Consider the following 25,237-nt stretch of genomic DNA (forward strand, 5'->3'; position numbering starts at 1 on the left):
CTCCTAATATCAATTATTCTTTATTTAATTATACACAAAAGTACCCTACGGGATAGACTTTTTTTAGAGTGTCTATTCTATAGGGTACATTTTAAAAAAACTACGACACAGCTTTTTTATTAATGAATAACTAACAATGAACAATGAACAATTTAGGTGGATTTTCTTCCTTTGGTCAGAAAATCTTTAATTTTATTAGATAATGTAGATAATTAATCTATGGATTAGTTCGTTTAGCAAAGCTAAACATTAAGTCTTTATATAATTAAAATTTTTTCGTAATGTTAATGGAGAAAAAATATCCACAATTGTTCATTATTCATTATTCCTTGTTCATTAAATAAAAATTTTGTCACGCAAAATTTTTATTTATCCTCGTTTCTCAATATATTTATATCTTTTCCTTGCATAACCTTATTCATATTTCTAACAGCACACATTTTTCCACACATTGTACAACTATCGTTAACCTCTGGTGTTGAATTCTTTCTATACTTTCTTGCCTTCTCATTATCTATAGCCAAATCAAACATCTTTTCCCAATCTAACTCTTTTCTTGCAACGGACATTTTATTATCCCATTCTCTTGCCCCTTTTATTCCTTTAGCAATATCTGCTGCATGAGCTGCTATTTTAGTTGCTATTATACCTTCTTTCATATCATCTAAATCAGGAAGTCTTAAGTGTTCTGCTGGAGTTACATAGCATAAAAAGTCTGCTCCATAAGTTGCAGCAATTGCTCCTCCTATAGCACTTGTAATATGATCATATCCAGGAGCTATATCTGTAACTATAGGCCCCAATACATAAAAAGGTGCATTATAACATAATTTTTTTTCTAATTTCATATTTGTTTCTATTTCATCTAAGGACATGTGTCCAGGTCCTTCTATTATAATTTGAACATTTCTTTCCCATGCCCTTTTAGTTAATTCCCCTAAAGTCATAAGTTCTTTTATTTGGCTTGCATCTGTAGAATCATGTATTGAACCTGGTCTACAAGCATCTCCTAAGCTTATTGTAACATCATATTTTTCACATATATCGAGTACTTTATCAAAATGTTCATAGAAAGGATTTTCCTTATTATTAAGTTCCATCCATGCATAAAGAAGAGACCCTCCTCTGGATACTATGTTAGTAAGTCTTTCATTTCTCTTAAATATTTCCACAGCTTCTCTGTTAAGTCCTGCGTGGATAGTCATAAAGTCTACTCCATCTTTTGCATGAGTTTCTATTACATCTAGCAATTCTTCTGCGGTAATATCTTTTAACTCTTTATCATAAAATCCAATAGCATCATACATTGGAACAGTTCCTATCATGGCTGGTGACATTTCTATTAATCTTTTCCTAAATTCTTGTGTCTTTCCAAAACAACTTAAATCCATTATGGCTTCAGCCTTCATATCTATAGCTTTTTTTACTTTTTCAAGTTCTCTATCTACATTACAACAATCTTTTGATATACCTAGATTTACATTTATTTTAGTTCTTAGCCCTTGTCCTACTCCTTCGGCACTTAAACTTTTATGATTTTTATTTGCAGGTATAGCAACACTACCTTTTGCTACACATTCTATTATTTTTTTTACATCTATGCCTTCTTTTTTAGCTATAGTTTCCATTTCCTTGGTAACTATTCCTCTTTTAGCAGCATCCATTTGAGTTGTATAATTCATTTTATTCCTCTCCTTTTTATTAAAATAAAAAAGGGAAAGTTTTAAACTTTCCCTCAAAATACATATGTATAGATATTGTTATGGACTTATGCCATAACTACAATACACAATGTTCCCTACGTTGGTATTAGCCAAATCAGGTTATGAGGGTCAGAGATAACATCTCTTTCTCAGCCTATTTTTATAAGCTCCCCTAAATTTATTTAATTGTTTACATGTTCATGGTATCATAGTTATTTTTTATAGTCAATAAATTTAATCATTTATTCAAACTCTTACTTCCTTAGTACAAATTTTTTAATAGCATAAGCAGCTCCATTTTCCTCATTGCTATTTGTTATAAAATCTGCTGCTTCTTTAATATTTTCTGATCCGTTTCCCATTGCAATACCTAATCCTGCATATTTTATCATTGTTATATCATTGTCCCAATCTCCTATTGCCATAACATTTTCCTTGGGTATTTTATACTTTTCACATATCCTTTTTAAAGCAACCCCCTTATTTATTTTTCCATTAAATATTTCTAAAAATTGAGGTAATGAAAATTGAGAGTTTATTTTACTGCCGTACTTAGAATCTAATTTTTCTTTAATAGGTATAAGTTTTTCCTCTTTATGTGTTAAAAGAATTTTTGTTACATTTTGTTCCTTGTAGAACTTTGAAATTTGTCCAACTTCTATGGAGTTAAATACATAATTATCTATTCCCATAAAATCTGAAATTTCATTTACATAAGTATTATTCTCTATAAAAAGAACAATATATATATCTTCTTTTTCACATAGTTCTATTATGTATTCTACTATTTCCTTATCTAAATATTCACTATGAATAATCTTACCTTCATTATCATATATATTAGCTCCATTTAAACCTAAAAACAAATCTTTTGTTTCTAATTTTTTTATATATGGTTCCGCAGCAGAATAATCTCTACCAGATACCAAAATTATCTTTATTCCCTTATCCATTGATTCTTTTATTGTATCTATGGTTTCATCTGAAATTTCATGTTCTCTATTTAGAAGAGTGCCATCTATATCCAATGCTATTAATTTGTACATATAATCCTCTCCTTTTTATATACTATACTTTACATTATATCTTATGCTTACAGTATTTTGAATTATATAAAACGCAAAAAACGACCTATATAAGTCGTTTTTTGCGTTTTATATAAAGTTCTATTTATTTGAAATGTCTATCTAATAAACCTTTAAATGCTTTACCGTGTCTTGCTTCATCTTTACACATTTCATGAACTGTATCATGTATTGCATCTAAGTTTAACTTTTTAGCAAGTGTTGCTAATTCTTTTTTACCACTACAAGCTCCATACTCAGCTTCTACTCTCATTTCTAAGTTTTTCTTAGTAGAATCTGTTACAACTTCTCCTAATAATTCTGCAAATTTAGCAGCATGTTCTGCTTCTTCAAAAGCTATTCTCTTATATGCTTCTGCTACTTCTGGTAATCCTTCTCTATCTGCTTGTCTGCTCATTGCAAGATACATACCAACTTCAGTACATTCCCCTACAAAGTTAGCTCTTAATCCTTCTATTACTTCCTCATCTACTCCTTTAGCAACTCCTATTACGTGTTCGTCTGCCCAGGCAAGTTCTCCTTCAACCTGTTCTACGAATTTATCTGATGGAACATTACATTGCGGACATTTTTCTGGTGCCACATCCCCTTCATAAACATATCCACATACTGTACATACAAATTTTTTCATTTTAAATTCCTCCTGTCATATATCTCTTATTTACAATTGTTATTATATAATAATTATTATCCTTTTGCAACTACTTTTTTTAAATTTTCCACATTGTTTACAGTTTGTTAATATTTTCTACAGCTTTATATATTCTATCTAAAGCTTCTTTTAAAAGTATTCTAGAGCAAGCTAAGTTTATTCTTTGAAAACCTTGTCCCTCTTTACCAAATACATGCCCCTCATCAAAAAGAACTCTTGCTTCTTTTATCATAAAATCTCTTAACTCTTCACAATCCATAGATAAAGCCCTAAAATCTATCCATGCTAAATATGTTCCTTCTGATTTAGATACTTTTAGTTTAGGTATATTTTTTTCTATATAATTACATAGAAAATTGTAGTTATCTTCTACATACTGTAACATATCCCTATACCACTTTTCTCCATACTTATAGGCAGCCTTCATAGCCTCTATTCCAAATACATTTATGCCCTCTACTGCATTTTTATATGCTGTATTTAAATATTTATCTCTTAAATCTTTATTTGGAATAATAACATTTGAAACATGAAGTGCCGCTAAATTAAAAGTTTTTGTTGGAGAAACACATATTAAGGATATATCTTTTAATTTTTCATCTACATTGATTAAAGGTATATGTTTATGACCTTTAAATACTAAATCACAATGTATTTCATCAGATATTATTAAAATATTATGCTTTAAACATATATCTCCTAACTTTTTCAATTCATCTGCTTTCCAAACCCTTCCTCCTGGATTATGAGGATTACATAGAATCATCATTTTTACCTTTGAATCTATCTTACTTTCTAAATCTTCAAAGTCCGTAAAGTATTTATTGTTTTCATATTTTAATGGATTATTTACTACAATACGTCCATCACTTTCAATACATCTTTTAAATTGATGATATACAGGAGATTGTATTATTATTTTATCGCCTTTTTCTGTATAGCTTTGAATCATCCAACTTATAGCTGCAACTATTGTAGGTGCTGTACATATCCAGTCTTTTTTTATTTGAAAATTGTGTATATTATCCAACCAATTTATTAAAACATTATAGTAATCTTCGTCTAAATAAGAGTACCCAAACACTCCATGTTCCACCCTATTTTTTATTGCAGAAATTATTTCTGGAGCAGTTTTAAAATCCATATCAGCTATACCCATGGGAATTATATCATCTCTGTTGTATAGTATTTTAGGCTTATCCCATTTAACGGCTGATGTATTTCTTCTATCAACTATTTCATCAAAATTATACATGATTCTTCCTCCTTCTTATATTCATCCTAATTAAATTTTACCATCTAGTAAATAAAAAGTCTGCATTTTTGCAGACTTTTTATAACCTTTTTACTTTTTTAACAGCTCTTTCCCAGATATTCCTGGTTTAGTCATTCCAAATGGGTCAAGTATTGTATCCAATTCTTTTTCTGATAATAAATTTTCTTTTAATACAAGCTCCTTTACAGATTCTCCAGTCTGTATAGCAGTTTTTGCTACTTTAGCTGCTTTTTTATATCCTACATGTGGACATATTGCAGTAATTATTCCAACACTATTATCCACTAACTTTTTACATCTTTCCTCATTTGCTGTTATACCATTTATACAATTATGAATAAATGTATCCACACCATTTTTCAATATTTCAATAGATTCAAATAACTTATAATATAACACCGGCTCAAATGCGTTTAATTCTAATTGTCCTGCTTCAACAGCCATGCTAATAGTTACATCATTTCCTACAATACTAAATGCAACTTGGTTTACAACTTCAGCTATTACTGGATTTACTTTTCCTGGCATTATAGATGACCCATTTTGTTTTGCTGGAAGATTTATTTCTCCAAAACCGGTTCTAGGTCCTGAGGACATAAGTCTTAAATCATTAGCTATTTTAGATAAACTTAAAGCACAAACCTTTAAATTTGATGATACTGAAGCAAAACAATCTAGATTTTGAGTTCCATCTACTAAATCTTCACATTGAATTAGGCTAAGTGTTGTTACTTTTGATAAATTTGGTGTTATATTTTTTACATACTCCTCATCAGCATTTATACCTGTACCTATAGCTGTAGCCCCAATACTTACATGATATAATTCTTCTTTTGCTCTCTTAATTCTAACTATGTCCCTTTTTATAGCATTTGAATATGCCTTAAATTCTTGTCCTAATCTTATTGGTACAGCATCTTGCATTTGAGTTCTCCCCATTTTTATAATATGATCAAATTCCTTAGATTTATTTGTAAGTGCATCTACTAAATTTTCTAATGACATTAATGCTCTATCTAAAAGTCTTATAGTTGCTATTTTTCCCCCTGTAGGAATAACATCGTTAGTAGATTGTCCCATATTTACATGATCATTAGGATGAACTATACTATAATCTCCCTTTTCCCCACCTAATATTTCTACTGCTCTATTAGCAATTACTTCGTTTAAATTCATGTTCATAGATGTTCCTGCGCCACCTTGTATAGGATCAGTTATAAACTGTTCTTGTAAATTTCCTTCAATTATTTCATCACAAGCTTTTACAATGGCGTTACCTGCTTTTTTACTTAAAAGTTCCACTTGCATATTTGTCATAGCTGTTGCTTTTTTTACCTCTGCTAATGCTTTTATCATTTCCGTGTGGACTTTTTTTCCTGTTATCATAAAATTCTCTTGTGCTCTAAGACTTTGCACACCATAATAAGCATCCTTTGGTATTCTTTTTTCACCTACTGAATCACTTTCTAATCTGTATTGCATATAAAATTCCTCCCTTATACTATTTTAAATAAATAAAGTTTGAATAAATAGCTATTTTTTAACCCTTTTTATTGTTTCCTTGGCTAAAATATCTGTGGAAGATATGAACTCAAAATCTTTTAAATCATTTTCTAAAGGTTGAAATATTAGAGGTAATTCAGTACATCCCAATATAACTGCATTTACATCTTTTTCATTAAACTCTTTTAACATATCCATTGCAAATTCTTTAGTAAAATTTCTTTGTCCACTTTTTACTATATACACTGCATCTGAAACTTTTTGTCTTACCTCTTTACTTGGTATAATTATATCTAACCCTAATTCCTTACAATATCTTTCATATATCTTTCCTTGGTATGTTCCAAGTGTTGCCAAGAGCCCAACTTTTATTTTTCCATGTTTAGTTACAATATATTTTCCTACTTCTTCTATCATGTTAATAAAAGGCATATTAAGCTTTTCATATAATTCATCGTAAAAATAATGTGCTGTATTACAGGGCATTATTAAAAAATCTGCTCCTGCATTTTTAAGCCTTTCTCCAGTTTTTACGAGTTCATCTAAAGGACTTTTTCCATTCCCCAATATATAACTTGTTCTATCAGGTATTTTAGCATTGCCGTCGATTACAACATGTAAATGATCTTGATCAGAGCTTGCATCTGTGTAGTCTACAATTTTATTGTAAAGGTCTACCGTAGCTTTAGGCCCCATTCCCCCAATTATCCCTACTATTTTACTCATAAGACATTGCCTTTTTAACTACTCATTGTTTTCTTTATGCTTGCATTTTCATAGTTTATTTCATTTTCACTAGCTCCTACTACAATTGAGGCGGCTACATTTCCTGTAACATTTATAGCAGTTCTTCCCATATCTAAAACTCTATCTATACCGGCAATTAAAGCTGCTCCTTCTAATGGAAGTCCAACTGAACTTAATACCATCATAAGCATCATAAATCCTGCTCCTGGTACACCTGCTGTACCTATAGATGCAAGTAATGCTGTTAAAAGTATAGTTAATTGTTGACTTAGAGTTAAATTCATTCCATAGGCTTGGGCTATAAATACAGCACATACTCCTTGATATATAGCAGTCCCATCCATATTAATAGTAGTTCCTAATGGCAAAATAAAACTTGCAATTCCTTCAGACACTCCAAATTTTTCTCTAACAGTTTTTATAGTTACTGGCAATGTGCCTGCACTACTACTGGTGCTAAAAGCTATCATGGTAGATGTTGATGTTCCTTTAAAAAATTCTAAAGGTGATATTTTAGAAAATACTGCAACGGATAAGGAATAGGCTAGTATACCATGTAATATAAATCCTAAATAACAAACAGCTATTAATTTTAATAAAGGTAGTAAAACCTTTGGACCATTTTCTGCAACTACTGGAACCATAAGTGCAAAGACTCCGTATGGAGCTAATCCCATTATAACTTCAGTTATTTTATACATTATTTCTGCTAAACTATCAAAAAATTTTAAATATGCATTCCCCTTTTCACCTATATAAGTTGCCCCAACTCCTGTAAATATTGCAAAGAATATTATTTGTAGCATATTCCCCTTAGCTAAAGCGTCTATTGGATTTGTCGGAATTATGTCTAATAAAGTTTTTACTAAGGAGGGTGCTTCTGTTGCTTTTACTTGTGCATCTACTGCCAGTGGCACTCCAACACCTGGTTTACATACATTAGCAAGCACCAATCCTATAACTATAGCAATAGCTGTAGTTACAAAAAAGTAGATCATAGTCTTTCCACCAATTCTACCTAGTTTTTTTACATCTCCTATACTAGCTGCCCCTACTACTAAAGATGCAAAAACCAATGGAACTATGGTCATTTTTATAAGATTTAAAAATAAAGTTCCAAAAGGTTTTATATAGTTTATTGCAAAGGCAGGTGACGAAGTAAAAAATAAACCTACAAAAACACCCAGTATTAATCCTAGCATAATTTTAGTTACAAGATTCATTTTCTTTTTACCCATGAAATGCCCCCTTTAAATTATTATATCATTTTTTTGAAATAAATCTTGCTATTTATTAAAAATTCCTACATCATCATTATAACCCATATTAGTAAAAAATTCTATATTAAGTAACTATCACTTTTATTTAATTAACTATTTGTATTATCTTATAAACAGAAATTATTCATTGTTAGATGTTCATTATTATAAAGATATTCCCACTATATTATTTTATGAGTTTTTCTTAAATAAAAAAGAAACGAAAGGAAAATCCCTTCATTTCTTTTTACTACTACTTCCTGAATTATAACTTCCAGGTTCTACATTAAATTTTATATTCTTACCATCACTTATTAATACAATGTCTCCATTTTCATCTGTTCTATAAAGTTTTATATTTTTATCTTTTAATTTCTTCACAATTTCTCTATGTGGATGTCCATAACTATTACCCTTTTCACAACTAGCAACTGCATATTTAGGGTTTACTTTTTCTAAAAATTTGTCTGATGTAGATGTACTACTTCCATGATGTCCTAACTTTAAAACTTCTGCTCTAATATCCGTATTATTTCTCAATATACTTTTTTCAGCTAATTGTTCCGCATCACCAGTAAATAAGAAAGTATTTTCTCCATATTGCCCTTTTAAAACTATAGAATAGTTGTTTGTATTGCTTTGCTCTTGTTCATTTGGCCATAATATAGTAAACTTAGCATCACCTAAATTAATTTTATCGCCAACACGAGGTGTTTTAGCTTTTAAATTGTTTTTCTTCATAGCTTCTACCATATTCTTAAAAGTTTTTGTATTAGCAATTTTTTTAGGCATATAAACACTTTCCACTTTAAAATTATTTATTACTTTGTTCATTCCTCCTATATGATCTTCATGAGGATGTGTGGCTACTAAATATTTTATTTCTTTAATACCATTTTGTTTTAAATAATTTACTAATTTTTCTGATGAAGAGTTGGGACCTGCATCTATTAACATATTTTCATTGTCTTGCTGTACTAATATACTGTCTCCTTGTCCAACATTAATGTAATGAACTTTTAAAATTCCATTATTTGATTTACTTGTAGAACTTTGTTCACCTATTTCTGAACAAGCAACCATTGAAAAAATCATAGCTACTATTATAAATATAAAACTTATCTTTTTTATACTATTTCTTATTTTTTTCATAAATGCATCACCTCAATTGCCCTCTTTCAGTTTTTCTTTCTTCTCTTCAAACATTTTCTTAAAAATCTTTTCAGCACCTTTATAATGTTCTTCGGTAAATGTCATTGCCAATCCATAGTTCTTATTTCTGAACGCATCTAATATTTGCTTATGCATCTTAATACTATCTTCCTGAATTTGAAAGGTCTCAGGCTCATAATAACTCCTAACAAGCATTTCATGAAGAACATTGTATTCTTTAAAAATCTTTTCTAATCTAGTATTTTTAGAGTATTTAATAAATGTTTTATGAAACTTATAATCATAATCATAGAATTCATCAGTACCTATATACTTCTCTTGAAGTAATAAATACTTTTCTAAATACTTACATACTTCTTCGGTGTCGGATTTCTCAAAAGACAATTTTACACCGGTGTTAACTACATATAAAATCACCTCATTGACCTCAAGAAAAAAATCGTAATCAAAATCAACCACTGTTGCTCCAGATTTGTCGATAGATGTAATAAGTCCATCCTGATTTAGACGGTTTATAGCATCTCGAATAGGAGATGAGCTAACTCCAAATTTTTTTTGTAATGTCCTATTTACAAGCTTTGAGCCAAATGGAATTTCCCTTTTTAATATTTCCATTTTTAATATATCATAAATTTGATCACTTAAAGTTTTTTTGTTAATTAACACATTACTACTCCTGTCTTTTTTATTAAGCAAAATAAATTAATTTGATATATTATACCATTAATTTTTTATTATGTAAACAAAAGAGGTTGAGCGATAATTCACCACAACCTCCTTAAAATATTTATTAAACCTTAAAATGATACTTTCATAAATAGAGCAACTAAACATAAAAGTGTTGCAAAGGGTACATAAAGATATTTGCCTAGATTATACCATAAGTCTCCTTGTTTCTTTTTGGCTCCTAAGTTGATTTCATCAAGTAGATCTTCTTTTTTCATAATCCAGAACCAAGATATAGCACCTAAAGTTGCTCCAATTGGAATAATATATATAGATATAAGATCCATCCATGGTCCCCATTTAAATATAGGTTCCATATTAACACCTATACCAAAACAAATTATACAAAGTAATATTAGCATAGGAATACGTTTTAATTTAGGGAATTTATACATTAATGATTCTCCAACTACTTCAAACATGTTTTGTAGAGAGGATACCCCACCAAATACTACTGCTGTAAATAATATTATTGCAAATACTCTGCCTCCTGGTATATCTTGTAGTATTTTGGGTAAGGTTACAAAAAGAAGTCCTGGGCCTGATCCAACGTCTACATTATATGCAAAACAAGCAGGTATAATAACTAATGCTGCAACCATTGCTGCAATTAAGTCAAATATGGCAGTATTTTTTGCTCCATCTACAATATCTTCACTGTCTGATAGATATGCACCATATACAATCATACCACTACCAGTTACAGATAAGGAGAAAAAGGCTTGACCCATTGCCCAAACCCAGACCATAGGATCTTTCAAGGCTTCCCATCTTGGCATAAACATAAATTTATATCCTTCTACTGCCCCTGGTAATAAAGCTACACGAATAGCAAGAATTACAAATAATATAAAAAACAATGGCATCATAATTTTATTAGACTTCTCAATACTATCTGCACCAAGTGTCAATGTCAGCAATGTTCCAACAACAACTATTAAATGATATGGAACAACTGAATAGTCTGTCATAGCAAAGGACTCAAACCATGCACCTGTATCAACCGTCATAAGGGTACCTGTAACAGATTGACTCCATCCTTTTAATACATAAGAAATAATTACTGCATATCCTATTGCTATACACATAGAACCTGCAAGAGGAAGCCAACCCACAACTTTTCCAATGCCTTCTTTACCACCTGACCTCCAAGCATTTTCGTAGGCACCAAGTGTTCCAGTCTTTGCCCTACGACCAATTGCATATTCTGCAGAAAGTCCTACATAACTAAAAAGAACTATAAATATAATATAAGCTACTAAAAATGCTCCACCACCGTTGCTACCTAATTTGTAAGGGAATCCCCAGACATTGGCCATACCTACGGCAGAACCTACACATGCTAATACAAATCCCCATTTGGATTCAAACTTAGCAACTTTTTGAGTATTTTGAGTAACTTCAGTTTTCATATATTTCCTCCCCACTTTTAACCTTATAATAGGAGTCATTATAAAGTAGTATTCTTATTTCTGATCAGTTATATTTCTTTATAATATATATTCTATATTTCCAGGCATTGTGCCTGGAAATATAGAATAATAAATTTTTATTCTAATTAGTCTGCATAATCAAATTTTGCAGTAAAGAATCTTAATTGTGCAGGTTCATAAGTGAATTTAAGTGGTCTTATATCTTCTTTATGCTTATATAGATGTATAACTGATTCAGCAACAACATCCATATGTTTGTAAGTGTAAACTCTTCTTGGAATAGTAAGTCTAACTGTCTCTAATTTTGGTTTATGATTTTCGCCTGTATTAACATCTCTGCCTGCTGAAACTATACCACGTTCCATTGATCTAACACCAGAGTCAATGTAAAGTGAAGCAGCTAGTGATTGAGCTGGGAATTGCTCTTGATCTAGATGTGGGCAAAATCTTCTTGCATCTAAGAATACAGCATGTCCTCCAACTGGTTCAACTATAGGAACTCCCGCTTCTTTTAATCTATCTCCAAGATATCTAACCTGTCTTATTCTGTGTTCTATATATTCATATTGCATTGCTTCTCTAAATCCAATTGCTATAGCCTGCATATCACGGCCAGTCATACCACCATAGGATGGCATACCTTCGTAAACTACTACTATTTCTTTAGCTTTTCCAAATAACTCTTCATCATTAATTGCTAAGAATCCACCGATATTTACAATACCATCTTTTTTACCAGACATAGTAGCACCATCGGAATAGCTAAACATTTCGTGTACTATATCTTTAATTGAAACATCTGCATATCCTTCCTCTTGTTCTTTTATAAAATATGCATTTTCAACACATCTAGTAGCATCATAGAATACCTTAATTCCATGTTTTGCTGTAAGTTCTCTAACTGCTCTCATATTAGCCATAGAAACTGGTTGTCCACCTGCTAGATTTACAGTAACAGCAAGGCATACATAAGCTATGTTTTCTGCACCTTTTTCTTCAATAAGTTTTTCTAATTTATTAACATCAATATTACCTTTAAAAGGAATATCTATACTTGCATCGTGAGCTTCATCTCTTATTATATCTACAAAAATACCACCATTTTTTTCTTGATGATATCTAGTAGTTGTAAAATACATATTTCCTGCTACATATTGCCCTGGTTTAATAGCTATACTTGAAAGGAGATTTTCTGCACCACGTCCTTGGTGAGTAGGAACAACATGTTTAAATCCAAATAATTCTTTTATAGTTGATTCTAAAAATAACCAGTTTTTACTTCCAGCATAAGCTTCGTCTCCAATCATCATACCTGCCCATTGAGCATCACTCATAGCATTGGTTCCTGAGTCAGTAAGTAAATCAATATATACATCCTCTGATCTTAAATTAAATGTGTTGTATCCAGCCTCTTTCATAGCTATTTCACGTTCTTCTCTTGAAATCATTTTAACAGGCTCAACACTCTTAATTTTAAAAGGTTCTGCAGGGTACTTACTTAAATCCATATAATCCATAACAAAACTCCTCCTTGAAATTCAATATATATTTGCATGATGCATCATACATCACCGACCAATTTAATTGTATAATGAAAAATATGGAATGTCAATATAAAATAACTTTATTTTCTGAATAATTCATATATTTTATGATTTGATGAGTTCAAATGTAATAATTGCAATTAAATAATTAATATCACGAAAATTCTATAACTTATTTAAAACTAAGTATAAATACCAAAAATAATGATATTTAGATATAAATATGGTAATATAATTGTAATGATTGTCTACAAGCATCGACCAAATATAAATTATTGGAGGACAAATCTTGAAAAAGAGTTCTAATCAATTTTTATTAATATCCTTTATCATAAGTTATATATGTTTTGGCATAATAGTTTATTCTAAGATTGTATTCAAGGATATATTTAGTAATCCTCTTTATCTATCCTTTTTTATTCTTGGATGTTTAGGCCCACTTATTTCAGCTTTTATTGTATATGCTTTGAATAAAAAAACTCTAGGTGGAATAAGAGGATTTACAGCTAAGTTAAAAAAAGTTACAGCTCCAAAAGCCATTGTTTTAATCCCAATATTTTTAATTACACATTATGGTTTTGCCATTCTTTTAAAAAATGTCTATAAATATGGCAGTATTATAGATTTTTTTCGTTATCTTCCTATAATGATAGTTATACTAGGTTCTCAAGAAATTGGATGGAGGGGAATAGTACAACCAAACTACGAAGAAAGAAATGGATTTTGGAAATCCTGTATTACAACAGGGCTTTTTTGGTCGCTATGGTTTTTACCACTTATCTATATACCAAATTTTATCATACTACCGCAGTTTTATGCACAATTCGCAGCATATTTAGTTGGAATAAGTATACTACTAACCGCTCTTTATAAATCAAGTGGAAGCATCATGTATTGTGTAATGCTATCTAGCTTTACTTTCGCACTATCTCCAGTTATCGTCCTAAAGCAAAGCTTCATGCTTGTTGGCATAGCATTAGTTGATGCAATAGTTGTAAATACATTTAAAGATAAAACCTTTATTTAATGAACAGTGAATAATGAACAACTACGGATAACTTTTCTCCATTTTCATTACGAAAAATTTTTAATTATATAAACTGCCATATTAAACTTCAGCTTAACAAACTTAAATTTAAAACTTTTCAGAGTAAAACAAAGAAAAATATCCATATGTTATTCATTGTTCATTGTTAATCATCCATTATAAAATTACTTCTCTTTCTTTGTTACCTTCTTTAAATTCTATTTCTCCATAATCTATACACTGCACTGGGCAGACATTAGAACATAGATGACATCCCACACATTTTTCCTTATTTAACTTTACTGTTCTTTCTTCAGTATTCCATTCTATAGCTTGATGTCCTCCATCATAGCAAGAGATATAGCATCTTCCACATCCTATACATTTTTCCTCATGAAAATTAGGGTAAACTATATATCCTCTATCTAATTCTTCTGCTGGAATTAAATTATTTAATGCTATACCAACAAGCTCTTCTAAATTATTAAATCCCTTTTCTTCCATATAATAAGATACTCCTTTTATCATATCTTTTACTATTCTATATCCATATTGCATAATGGCTGTAGTTACTTGAACATTTCTAGCTCCAAGCATTATAAATTCTAGTGCGTCTTCCCAAGTTTCTATTCCCCCTATACCACTAATTGGCACGCCTTTCAATTTCTCATTTTGACTCATTTGTGCTATAAATCTTAAAGCTATTGGTTTTATAGCTTTACCTGAATATCCTGATATAGACGATTTTCCATTCACTATTGGAAGAGATATTTGATTATCTAAATTTATTCCTGTAATACACTTTATAGTATTTATAGCCGCAATACCTGTAGCTCCCCCTTCAATGGAAGCAATAGCTGGTATCTCCATATGTCCAATATTAGGAGTCATTTTAGCAAGTATAGGAAGTTTACTACCTTTTCTAGTTGCCCTAGAATATTTTTTTACTAGTTCTGGACTTTGTCCAACATCTGATCCCATAGCACCACTAGCCATTTGTGGACAAGAATAGTTACACTCTATAATATCAGCTCCTGCCTCTGTTACCATTTTAGCAAGTTCTGTCCATTCTTTTTCATTTTCTCCCATTATAGAAGCTATAAGAACCTTTGAAGGATAATTCTTTTTTATTTTTCTGATCTGCTCTAGATTATATTCTAATGGATATTCTGCTATTTGCTCCATATTTTTAAATCCTAAAAAAGATGTGCTTTCCTTTCTTAAATTATCAAATCTTGGAGAAACTTCCTCTGGTAAATAAAATCCTATGGTTTTAAACACTACTCCTCCCCATCCAGTTTCCAAGGCCTTAGCACACATTTCATAATTGTGTCCAACAGGAGAAGATGATAAGAAAAATGGATTTTCACATTTCACCCCACAAAATTCAATGGATAAATCTACTTTTTTCATTACCTAACATCTCCCTTTCTTCTTATATATTCTTCTATTTCTATAGCAACTCTTTTACCCGTTGCAACTGCATCCACTACTGTTTTATTTCCTTTTATAATATCTCCACAGGCAAATATTCCTTCTATGCTGGTATTTAAATTTTCATCCACCAGAACCTCATTATTTTCAATTTTTAATTCATCTATATAGGAAAGATCTTCTAATTCTTGCCCTATAGCAAATATAACTGTATCCACTTCCAATTCTAAACTAGAATCATCAAACATCCCTACACCTTTAAAACTAATAACCTTCTCATTATTTCCTATTAAGCTATAAGGCTTTATTCCCGTAAATATAGGTATATTTAAATTATGTGCATAGATTCTCTCATTTTTATTTGAGGGCATTTTTTCTATATTTCTTCTATATACTATTTTCACATCCTCCGCTCCAAGTAATTTAGCTGTTACTGCGGAATCTATAGCCACATCTCCACCACCTATAACTATAACCTTTTGCCCTACTTCTAAGTTCCCATTACTTAATTTAGCCTCAGATAAAAATTCTGTTCCCTTTAATACTCCTTTTAACTTTATTCCTTCTATGTTTAATTCTTTACTTTGTTGTTGTCCACAAGCTAATAGAATAGCTTCAAATCCTTTCTCTTTTAAATCGTCTATCGTAATATCTTTACCTACATTACAATTAGCCTTAAATTCCACCCCTAATTTCCTTATAATATCAATCTCATAATCCACTAAATTTTGTGGTAATCTGTATTCTGGTATTCCATAAGTTAACCAACCACCAAATTTTTCTTTCTTCTCAAAAATATTAACTTTATATCCTTTTTGAGCTAAAGATGCAGCCGCTGATAATCCTCCAGGACCCGATCCTATAATGGCCACCTTTTCCTTATTAATTTCAACTTTATTTAACGTATCTAATCTTATGTTTTTCTCAAATTCTATTAAATATCTTTGAAGTGATCCTATATCTATAGGCTTATCAATTTTTCCTCTTGTACAATTTTTTTGACAATATTTATCATAAGGACAAAGTCTTGAGCATACTCCACCTAATATATTATTTTTTCTGATGGTTTCTGCTGCCCCTTTTAAATTTTTAAATCTTAAAGATCTTATGAATTCATCTGGTTTCGTATCTACAGGACAATTCTTACTACAGGGTGCATCATAACATAAAAGACATCTTGAAGCTTCCTCTATTGCTAGTAGTGGAGTATAAGTTTTTTTAACTTCCTTTGAATAATTATTTTTTTCCATCTGTTCCCCTCCAAATATTTGTTAAAAATCAGATTATATTAAAGGTTTTTTCCCTATTCTATATATATTTTGTAAATAAATTAATATTACATTTTATTACCAATTTAGGATATTACTACAAACCCTATAGCACAATGTAAATATATAATCTACCCTGCCTTCATACCCTTTTAAATCTCCCCTTAAAGCAGTTTTATATATATCAATAAGTACTTTTTCATCCTTATTACAAACCAATCTTAATTTATCTAATTTTTTATGATACTCACCATATTTTCCTGCATATTTATATCTGAAAGCCCACATTAAAGGTTTTAAAATCCTTCTTTGTATTTTTCTTTTCAATAATTTTTCTTCATCTTCTCCAATTGCTATATAATGTCTTATTCCCATGATAACGTAGTTAGATAAATATTTACTTTCTTCTATGAATTCCTCTTTTTTGGGGTATGGAAGTTGAATTTTACCATATAATACAATACCATCTGTTCTATACTGTAATGGATTATATTCCTTAGCAAAATGTTTATTTAGGCTTTCTTGAAAGGTTGTACATTTAGGGGTCAGTTTAGGTGTTCTAGGAAGGTCTTTTAATATATAGGCTATAGTTTTTAATATATCAAAACTTATTTCTTTAAAGAATAACCACATATCTATATCGCTACTTTCACAAACTTCACCTCTAGCATAGCTGCCAGTAAGTAATATGCATTGAATTTCTTCTCCAAATTGTAAAATCACTTCTTTTGTGAATTCTCTTATTTTTTCTTCTCCTATCAAAACTTTCATACCTTTCTTTAATTAATCTCTAACTATTATATGAATCTAGAAAGGTAAAATTTATTAAAACTTAATAGTTTTATAAATTAATTTTAATATTTAACCAGTATAATATAAACATGCTACAAGATAAATATATATAATAATTTAATACATTTGTTTGTATTAAACCTCCCCCTTTACTGATATACGGAAATAGATATTCCGTATATCTTTTTGTTTTATAACAATTTACTTTAAAATTTTGATATATTGTATAATATGTGTTTATAATATTATATAGTTATCTATGTAAATAATTTAATTACCCTTTTTTTATTTTATGATTTATAATATAATATACTTTATTGGTTAACATTGTATTTACCTAAAAGGAGTGTTTTTATGTTACAATTTAGCCCTCTAACATTAGAGGATAAAGAAATTTTTGATAAATATATAAAGCCATATAAATTTAAAACAAGTGAGTATTCCTTTACAAATCAATATTTATGGCGAAAAGGTTCTGATGTAACCTATACTATTTTAAATGATGTTTTAATAATAAAAAAAGTTGACTATGATGGTACTACTCAATTTACTCAACCTATAGGCTATGAAAAAGAAAATCTAAAAGAGATAGTAGACGAACTTATAAAATATAGGCAAAAACATAATATGGATTATCTTTTTAAGGATGCAGAAGAAGAGTTTGTAAAGGACTTTAAAGAACTTTATGATAATAATTTTACAATAGAAGAGGATAGGGATAATGCAGATTATATATACTTAAAGGAAGATTTAAAAAACCTTTCTGGTAAAAAGTTTCATTCCAAAAAAAATCATTATAATGCTTTTATAAAAAATTATGAGTATAGAACTGCTAAAATTACAGAAAGCATAGCAAATGAATGTCTTAATACCGCTATGGAATGGTGTCGTCAAAATGATTGTAAAGGCTATCTTTTACATGAAATTTCTGGAATAGAAGATGTTTTAAAAAACTTTGATAAATTAGATGTTATGGGAATGGCTGTTTATGTAAATGATAAATTATCTGCCTTTACTCTAGGTGAAAAGGTAAATAGTGATATGGCAATAATTCATATAGAAAAAGCTGATGTGAATGTAAGAGGTTTATATCCATTTATAAATAGGACATTTATAGAAGAATATTTAGATGATATTACTTATATAAATCGTGAACAAGATTTAGGAATAGAAGGACTTAGAAAATCTAAGCTTTCTTATAATCCATACAAACTTGAAATGAAATATTGCATAAAGTAAAATTTTAGGGCTTACTTTTCCATAAGCCCTAATTTATACATGCCTATTTATCCAGATTATTATATCTTCCATAACATTGTCTTTATTTTTTTCATTTAATATTTCATGTCTTCCATTTTCATATATTTTACAAGTTAAACTTTTGATACCCATGTTTTTATACATATTATATAAATTTAAAAGCCCTTTTCCATTCCTTCCTATAGGGTCTTTTGAGCCTCCACATATATATATTGGAAGATTCTTTGGTATTTTATTCATTACACTTTTTTTATGTATATCTTTTAATCCTTTAAAAAAGTAATAAAAAAATAAATTATCATAATAAAATCCTAAAAAATCATCTTCTATAAATTTATCTACTTCCTCTGTATCACTACTTAGCCAATCAAACTTAGTTCTATTTGGAATAAAAGCTAAATGACAATTTAAAAAACATATTCTATTTAATTTCTTACTTTTATGCTTACTACCATGTTTTTTTATTTCTTTTCTAGAAAGTGCAATGCCTATATCTAAAATTCTTCCTTTCCTTCCGTCTGTTCCCATAAGTATTACCCCTTTTAGCTCCTTACCAAAAAGCGAAATATATTTTTGGGATAAAAAAGATCCCATACTATGCCCCAATAAAAATACAGGCACTTCTCCTAATTGACTTTTTATTATGTCAGTAACTTCTTTCATATCATATATCATTTTTAAGAATACATCTCCATTTCCTAGATGCCCTAAGTTTTCTCTTACTTCTGCTGTTTTACCATGTCCTCTATGATCATGCATATATACAGCATATCCATTTCCTATAAATTTCATAGCTAAATGTTCATATCTACTACTATTTTCCCCCATGCCATGAATTATTTGAACTACTCCTTTTAACTTATCCTTAGGAATGTATTTAGTGCAATATATTCTAGTATTATCTTTGCTGTAAAAAAAGAATTCTTCTTTCATATTCTCAATCATCTCCTTAATATACTATAAAAGCCCTCAAATAAGGGCTTTTATAGTATATTAATTAAATTATTTTTCGTTGGCTGCATTTTCCCCTGCTATTTTACCAAAAACAATTGTATCTGGTAATGCGTTTCCACCTAATCTATTTCCACCATGTATACCACCAGTAATTTCTCCTGCTGCATAGAATCCTGGGATTACTTTTCCTGATTTATCTAAAACTTGGGTTTTTTCATTTATTTTTAATCCACCCATAGTATGATGTACTGCTGGATATCTTAGTGTAGCATAAAAAGGTCCTTTTTCTATTTTATTTTTCCATACTCCTCTTCCAAAAGCATCACTCTTTTTATCTACTGCTTTATTAAATTCTTCTACTGATTTTTTTAAATTTTCAACAGGTACTCCTATCGCTTTTGCAAGTTCATCTAAATTATCTGCTTTTTTAACTACTCCTTTTTCTATTAATTCAGAAATTTTATCTCCTAATTCATTAGTTTCTTTTACAATTTGAGAATCATTTATCATATAATATTGACCGTCTTTTTGTTTTAATATAGCTTCACATAATTTATCTCTTCTATTATCTTCATTTATAAATCTATTTCCTTCTTTATTTATAAATATTGAATTTTCAACATTTATTGTAGGTCCCGTAAGCTCTATAGCCATAGGAAGAAGTTGAATATATTCCATTCCAACTAAATCTGCTCCTACCTTTTCTCCCATAACTATTCCATCTCCTGTTGCTCCAGGGTGATTTGTGGTTTTCATATCTTTAGTTAAGTTTGGAACATATTTTGTTCTCATCTCCACATTAGCTGCAAATCCTCCAGATGCCATTACAACAGCTTTTTTACTCTTTATTTCGTATAAATTCTTTTCTCCTTCTGCTTTAACCCCTACAACTTTTCCATTATTCATTATTAATTCTGTAGCTTTTGTATTTAACAGTATTTCAACTTTATGTTTATCTGCCGCTTTTTTTAAAGCATTCATATATCCTATTCCAGCTGGGTCAGAGGCTTGATGAGTTCTTGGCCATAATGATCCTACAACAGATCCTATTTTATCATTAAACTTCATATCATAGGATTCTAACCACTTCTTACCCTCTAATGAATTTTCCACAAGAATTTTTACTAATTTGGATTCTCCTTTTTTGTCTCCACCTTCATAGGTTTGAGTATAATGTTTATCTATAGAGTCTTCTATTCCTTGAGCCTTTTGTCTTTCAACATCTACAGCATTATAAGCTCCTCCTGATCTTATGGTGTTTCCACCAATCATGGGCATTTTTTCAAGAACTATTACTTTAGCTCCTTTTTCAGCTGCTGCTACCGCTGCTGACATACCAGCTCCACCTGCTCCAACAACTATAACATCGGTTTCTTTAGTAACCTGTTCTTTTTTTACATCTTCATCTTTGCTTTTTTTCTTTAATTCATCTATATTTCCACCTGCCTGTTTTAAAGCTTCAGTAATAGCTACTATAACTGCATTACTTGTTATAGTAGCTCCTGAAATAGTGTCTACCGCAAGGGTTTGTGCTTCTACTATACCTTTAGGTATATCTTTTAATGCAGCATCACTTATACCCGGCGTTTCTTTGTGTTCCAATATTTTTATTTCCTTAATTGATGAGTCGTCCACTTCTACTTCTACTTTTAGTGGAGCATTATGTCCTTTTGCTTCAGCTGTATATTTGCCTGCTTTAAATTTTTTCTCTGAACCTGAAGTACCCTTACTGCATCCTAAAATACTAAAGGAAAAAATAAGTAACATAAAAAAAACTAATGTCTTTTTAAATTTAAATTTCATAAAATTTATCCCCCTTTAAAATTTTACCCATATCTAAGATTATATTAACAAATGTGGTGACTTGTTTCAATATAATTGTTAAATTTTTCTCAAAATTTAGATTAATATTTCTTTTTAAAAGCACTATCTTTTAAAAAGATAGTGCTTCCAATACTCAACATAAGACTCACATCATTCGAAAACATTTAGAGTGTTATTAAACATTTCTTTGTTTTCTCTTATCTTTTCTTCACTTCCAAGTACACAAATATAGTTTTTCTTCATACAATCGTCAACTAACTTTGAAAGTGTCCTTATATCCTCTATTTTTACATCTAATATCTCTTCTCTTTCTTTTTGTAAATCCTCATAACTTATATCACTAAAATAACCCGCTGCCGCTTTTTCTCCCTTCATTGATGGAGTTAGGGGTGTATCTATATCACTTATAGTTCCTATTATATATTTAGTTATTTCTCTTTCATCTCCTGAAAAATTTTCTATATAATTTTTCATTCCATCATATGCAGATAAAGTATTTTTTAATGCTGGATCCCTATAAGATGTAAAAAACATATTTCCATTTCTATTGAAGACCCCAAAACATCCGTAAGCTCCACCTTGTACTCTAACTTTATTCCACAGATAATCATAACTTACTATAGATTTTAATACCCTCATTGCACCTGAATACTCATATCCTAATTTTTTAAAATTATATCCCTTTGCATTATATTGAACTTTACCAGATGTCATCAATCCCTCATTTAGCTGTTGTTCTTTAAATTCATAGTTACAATTTATCATTTTGTTATTTCCTAGTTCATTATATAATATATCAAAGTTCTTTTTAAATTCTTCATAATCTTCTTCTTCCATGGTTACACTCACAGTTAAATTTTCTTTATTAAATATAATCTTACATAGTTCTTTAAGTTTATTCTCTATTTCATTTCCATTAAAGTCTCTTTCTAATTCACAGATAAAATTATACAATTTTAAACCTGATACTTTTTCAGAATAATCTGTTGCAGCTGAAAAATATGAACCTACTCTACCAGCAGCTATTAAATGTCCTTTGTCGAATATAATCATTTCTATTCTAGATTTCATTTCAGATATTAATTCTTTAATTCTATTATGATCCTTAAATATACTATGCATTAGTTCTTCTTTTAAAAGCTCAAAAAGTTTTGGTAATTTATCAATCATAGATTTAGATCTCACCTTAAACATAGGTATAAATTTATCTACTTTCTTGCTGTTTGAATATATGTCCACTGAAGAGCTTATTCCACCTGTATAGATATTTATTTCCTTTGAAAGCTCTTCATAACTATAGTTTTTAGTATCAACTTTTCCTATTATTCCAGATAAAAGTCCAGCATAAGGTATAAACTCTTGAGGAACATTGCAAATATTAAAATACAAATTTACATATGCTATTTTATTAGTAAATATATTATGCTTTAATACTTTTATATCTTTTTCTTCTCTAACTTCTATTGGAAGCTTCTCTGTATCTTTATCTATATCTTCTATAGATAGTAAAGGTATTTTCTTTAAATTCTCTTCACTATCTTGAGTTATTTGTCTTTCTTTTAAAAGTTTAGTTTCTTTTATAATATTATCTAAATCCTGCTCTGATAGACTTTCTTTATAGTTTTTTAGATCTTCTCTTATTTTTTCATTTTTCTTTTCTGCAATTCCTTTTGCTGGTGAAACTATTAATAGAGAACTATGAGAATTATTTAATAAATACTTTTCTATTAAATTTTCAAAGTAATTATTATTTAAAGCATTTGTTTTTATTTTATTTAATTGTTCTTCATATCTTAAATGCATTAAAGGCTCCTTATCATATAACCAACTATCCATACACTTTATACCATATATAAGTCCTGTTGGATAACCACCAAAATCAGCCTCTCTTAATCCAAATTCTTTTATATTGATAGAAGCCTCAACTAATTTTTTATCTATTCCATCTTTAACTAAGTTCTTTAAAGTATTCATTACTACATTTTTAAACTCTTCTTTTTTATCTGCATTAGAATTTTTTACTATTATGCTAAAGAAAGGTTGTAATATACTATTTTCATAGCTTCCAAATACATCTTTACCTATACCTGATTGTATTAATGCTCTCTTTAATGGTGCTGCTTGTGTTTCTAACAGAAGATGTTCTAATATATCAAAAGCTAAATAAAGCTCTTTATTTGTAGATTTTTCTATAGATAAATTTAAGCTTAAAAATGTTTTATCTTCTTCTTTTTCATCTGGTAATATAGGATATTCAACTTTTATCTCTTTCATACTATCAAAAGGTTTTTGTTCTTCTATAGTAGAATCTATTTTTAGCTTTGAAAAATCTTTCAAATAATTTTCTTCTATAAATTTTAATTCTTCTAAGGTATCTCCATCTCCATATAAATATATATAACTATTAGATGGATGATAATATCTTTTATGAAATTCTATAAATTTACTATAGGTTAATTCTGGTATATAATCAGGATCCCCTCCAGATTCTACGCCATAAGCTGTATCCGGATATAATGTTTCCATTATTTTTCTTGATAAAATGGACTCTGGTGAAGAAAAAGCTCCTTTCATTTCATTATATACTACCCCTTTATATTCTATATCTTCATTTTTATTCTCTATTTCATAATGCCAGCCTTCCTGCATAAATATTTCAGGTTGTTCATATATATTAGGATAGAATACTGCATCTAAATATACGTCCATCAAATTAAAGAAATCTTGTTTATTTCTACTAGCTATAGGATACATGGTTTTATCTGGAAATGTCATTGCATTTAAAAAAGTATTTAAAGAACCTTTAATAAGTTCCACAAAGGGTTCCTTTAATGGAAACTTTCTAGATCCACATAAAACTGAATGTTCTAATATGTGTGCCACCCCTGTACTATCCTCTGGTGGAGTTCTAAATGATATAGCAAATACTTTGTTATCATCTTCATTTATAAGTTTTAATAGCTTCGCTTCCGTTTTTACATGCTGAAATACTAATGCTTCCGAATTTATTTCTTCTAATCTTGATTTTTCTATGAGTTTAAAACCATTATATATCTTTCCGATTTCTAACATAAAATTTAATTCCTCCTTATAATTCTAATGTTATATAATTATAGCATATATCTATTATTGGTAATTAATTTATAAATTAATCCTTCTATAATATTTTATTAAGTATAATAAGTTGTTAAGTTTATCTTAATCTATGAAAAAAAATAGTTGACTTTTTATGTTATTTTTGCTATTATTTAATTAAATAAAGTCGAATTTTGTATAAAGGAGGTAAATACACATGAAATCAACAGGAATAGTAAGAAAAGTAGATGAGTTAGGAAGAATAGTAATTCCAATAGAATTGAGAAGAAATCTTGATATTGAAATAAAAGATTCTCTTGAAATATTTGTGGATGGAGAACATATAATACTAAAAAAATATAACCCATCATGTATATTTTGTGGAAATGCAAAAGATGTAGTTCATTATAAAAGTAAGAATGTGTGTCAAGGATGTTTAGACGAATTAAAGTCTGACAATAAATAATTGTAATATTCTATTATACAAAGAGTGTCTTTTAAG

At 29.3% G+C, this 25,237-nt stretch carries 20 protein-coding genes and 1 riboswitch; of the genes, 3 read left to right on the plus strand and 17 right to left on the minus strand.

The genetic code is table 11. The features are described 5' to 3' along the window. Positions 1-365: 365 nt before the first annotated feature. From thiC to B5D21_RS12590, 11 genes are all read right to left on the minus strand, one after another. Positions 366-1,682: a phosphomethylpyrimidine synthase ThiC gene (gene thiC / locus B5D21_RS12540; RefSeq protein ID WP_011099090.1), complete on the minus strand. Its 1,317-nt coding sequence runs from the start codon at positions 1,680-1,682 to the stop codon at positions 366-368. 96 nt (positions 1,683-1,778) lie between these two features. After that, positions 1,779-1,887: riboswitch (TPP riboswitch) on the minus strand. A gap of 70 nt (positions 1,888-1,957) precedes the next feature. Then, positions 1,958-2,749 (minus strand): Cof-type HAD-IIB family hydrolase, encoded by a 792-nt coding sequence (locus tag B5D21_RS12545; RefSeq protein ID WP_011099089.1) that lies wholly within the window; start codon positions 2,747-2,749, stop codon positions 1,958-1,960. Between the two features lie 124 nt (positions 2,750-2,873). Further along, entirely contained in the window at positions 2,874-3,419 is a 546-nt protein-coding gene (locus B5D21_RS12550) for an NADH peroxidase (protein WP_011099088.1), read from the minus strand. A 97-nt stretch (positions 3,420-3,516) separates the two neighbouring features. Further along, on the minus strand, positions 3,517-4,695 hold the full coding sequence (locus tag B5D21_RS12555; protein WP_011099087.1) for a MalY/PatB family protein: 1,179 nt from the start codon (positions 4,693-4,695) through the stop codon (positions 3,517-3,519). 90 nt (positions 4,696-4,785) lie between these two features. Beyond that, complete coding sequence (locus B5D21_RS12560) at positions 4,786-6,198, minus strand: aspartate ammonia-lyase (RefSeq protein ID WP_011099086.1); 1,413 nt, start codon at positions 6,196-6,198, stop codon at positions 4,786-4,788. A 51-nt stretch (positions 6,199-6,249) separates the two neighbouring features. Beyond that, the gene (cuyB, locus tag B5D21_RS12565) at positions 6,250-6,945 is read right to left on the minus strand and encodes a cysteate racemase (protein ID WP_011099085.1); all 696 of its coding nucleotides are present in this window, start codon (positions 6,943-6,945) and stop codon (positions 6,250-6,252) included. Between the two features lie 14 nt (positions 6,946-6,959). Further along, entirely contained in the window at positions 6,960-8,204 is a 1,245-nt protein-coding gene (locus tag B5D21_RS12570) for a dicarboxylate/amino acid:cation symporter (protein WP_011099084.1), read from the minus strand. A gap of 258 nt (positions 8,205-8,462) precedes the next feature. Then, on the minus strand, positions 8,463-9,377 hold the full coding sequence (locus B5D21_RS12575) for a ComEC/Rec2 family competence protein (protein ID WP_011099083.1): 915 nt from the start codon (positions 9,375-9,377) through the stop codon (positions 8,463-8,465). A gap of 12 nt (positions 9,378-9,389) precedes the next feature. Further along, the gene (locus tag B5D21_RS12580; RefSeq protein WP_035124756.1) at positions 9,390-10,064 is read right to left on the minus strand and encodes a GntR family transcriptional regulator; all 675 of its coding nucleotides are present in this window, start codon (positions 10,062-10,064) and stop codon (positions 9,390-9,392) included. Positions 10,065-10,195: 131 nt separating this feature from the next. Further along, positions 10,196-11,536 carry a sodium-dependent transporter gene (locus B5D21_RS12585; RefSeq protein WP_035110243.1) on the minus strand — a complete coding sequence of 447 codons (1,341 nt, stop codon included), beginning with the start codon at positions 11,534-11,536 and terminating at the stop codon, positions 10,196-10,198. A gap of 146 nt (positions 11,537-11,682) precedes the next feature. Beyond that, positions 11,683-13,074 (minus strand): tyrosine phenol-lyase, encoded by a 1,392-nt coding sequence (locus B5D21_RS12590; protein WP_011099080.1) that lies wholly within the window; start codon positions 13,072-13,074, stop codon positions 11,683-11,685. A 316-nt stretch (positions 13,075-13,390) separates the two neighbouring features. Between B5D21_RS12590 and B5D21_RS12595 the strand changes: the two genes are divergently transcribed. After that, a complete protein-coding gene (locus B5D21_RS12595) occupies positions 13,391-14,128 on the plus strand; it encodes a CPBP family glutamic-type intramembrane protease (RefSeq protein WP_011099079.1) in 738 nt (245 codons plus the stop codon). Positions 14,129-14,305: 177 nt separating this feature from the next. On the opposite strand, the gene preA is transcribed toward B5D21_RS12595, so the two are convergent. From preA to B5D21_RS12610, 3 genes are all read right to left on the minus strand, one after another. Next, the gene (gene preA / locus B5D21_RS12600) at positions 14,306-15,541 is read right to left on the minus strand and encodes an NAD-dependent dihydropyrimidine dehydrogenase subunit PreA (protein ID WP_011099078.1); all 1,236 of its coding nucleotides are present in this window, start codon (positions 15,539-15,541) and stop codon (positions 14,306-14,308) included. Next, entirely contained in the window at positions 15,541-16,812 is a 1,272-nt protein-coding gene (locus tag B5D21_RS12605; protein WP_011099077.1) for an NAD(P)-dependent oxidoreductase, read from the minus strand. Before B5D21_RS12605 ends, preA begins: the two co-directional genes overlap by 1 nt. A gap of 96 nt (positions 16,813-16,908) precedes the next feature. Next, positions 16,909-17,601: a nucleotidyltransferase domain-containing protein gene (locus B5D21_RS12610; protein ID WP_011099076.1), complete on the minus strand. Its 693-nt coding sequence runs from the start codon at positions 17,599-17,601 to the stop codon at positions 16,909-16,911. Positions 17,602-17,976: 375 nt separating this feature from the next. Here B5D21_RS12610 and B5D21_RS12615 point away from each other — a divergent pair, with 375 nt between their 5' ends. Continuing rightward, positions 17,977-18,861, plus strand: coding sequence for a DUF2156 domain-containing protein (locus B5D21_RS12615; protein WP_035110247.1), 885 nt, complete (start codon positions 17,977-17,979; stop codon positions 18,859-18,861). A 33-nt stretch (positions 18,862-18,894) separates the two neighbouring features. Here the strand turns inward: B5D21_RS12615 and B5D21_RS12620 are convergent, their stop codons facing one another. From B5D21_RS12620 to B5D21_RS12630, 3 genes are all read right to left on the minus strand, one after another. Then, the gene (locus tag B5D21_RS12620; RefSeq protein ID WP_035110248.1) at positions 18,895-19,815 is read right to left on the minus strand and encodes an alpha/beta fold hydrolase; all 921 of its coding nucleotides are present in this window, start codon (positions 19,813-19,815) and stop codon (positions 18,895-18,897) included. Between the two features lie 69 nt (positions 19,816-19,884). Further along, a complete protein-coding gene (locus tag B5D21_RS12625) occupies positions 19,885-21,639 on the minus strand; it encodes a flavocytochrome c (protein ID WP_011099073.1) in 1,755 nt (584 codons plus the stop codon). Positions 21,640-21,810: 171 nt separating this feature from the next. Continuing rightward, entirely contained in the window at positions 21,811-24,732 is a 2,922-nt protein-coding gene (locus B5D21_RS12630; RefSeq protein ID WP_011099072.1) for an insulinase family protein, read from the minus strand. A gap of 220 nt (positions 24,733-24,952) precedes the next feature. Between B5D21_RS12630 and B5D21_RS12635 the strand changes: the two genes are divergently transcribed. Further along, the gene (locus B5D21_RS12635) at positions 24,953-25,201 is read left to right on the plus strand and encodes an AbrB/MazE/SpoVT family DNA-binding domain-containing protein (protein ID WP_023437649.1); all 249 of its coding nucleotides are present in this window, start codon (positions 24,953-24,955) and stop codon (positions 25,199-25,201) included. The last annotated feature ends 36 nt before the right edge of the window (positions 25,202-25,237 follow it).

This window comes from Clostridium tetani, from assembly GCF_900167265.1.
Lineage (GTDB): Bacteria > Bacillota > Clostridia > Clostridiales > Clostridiaceae > Clostridium_G > Clostridium_G tetani.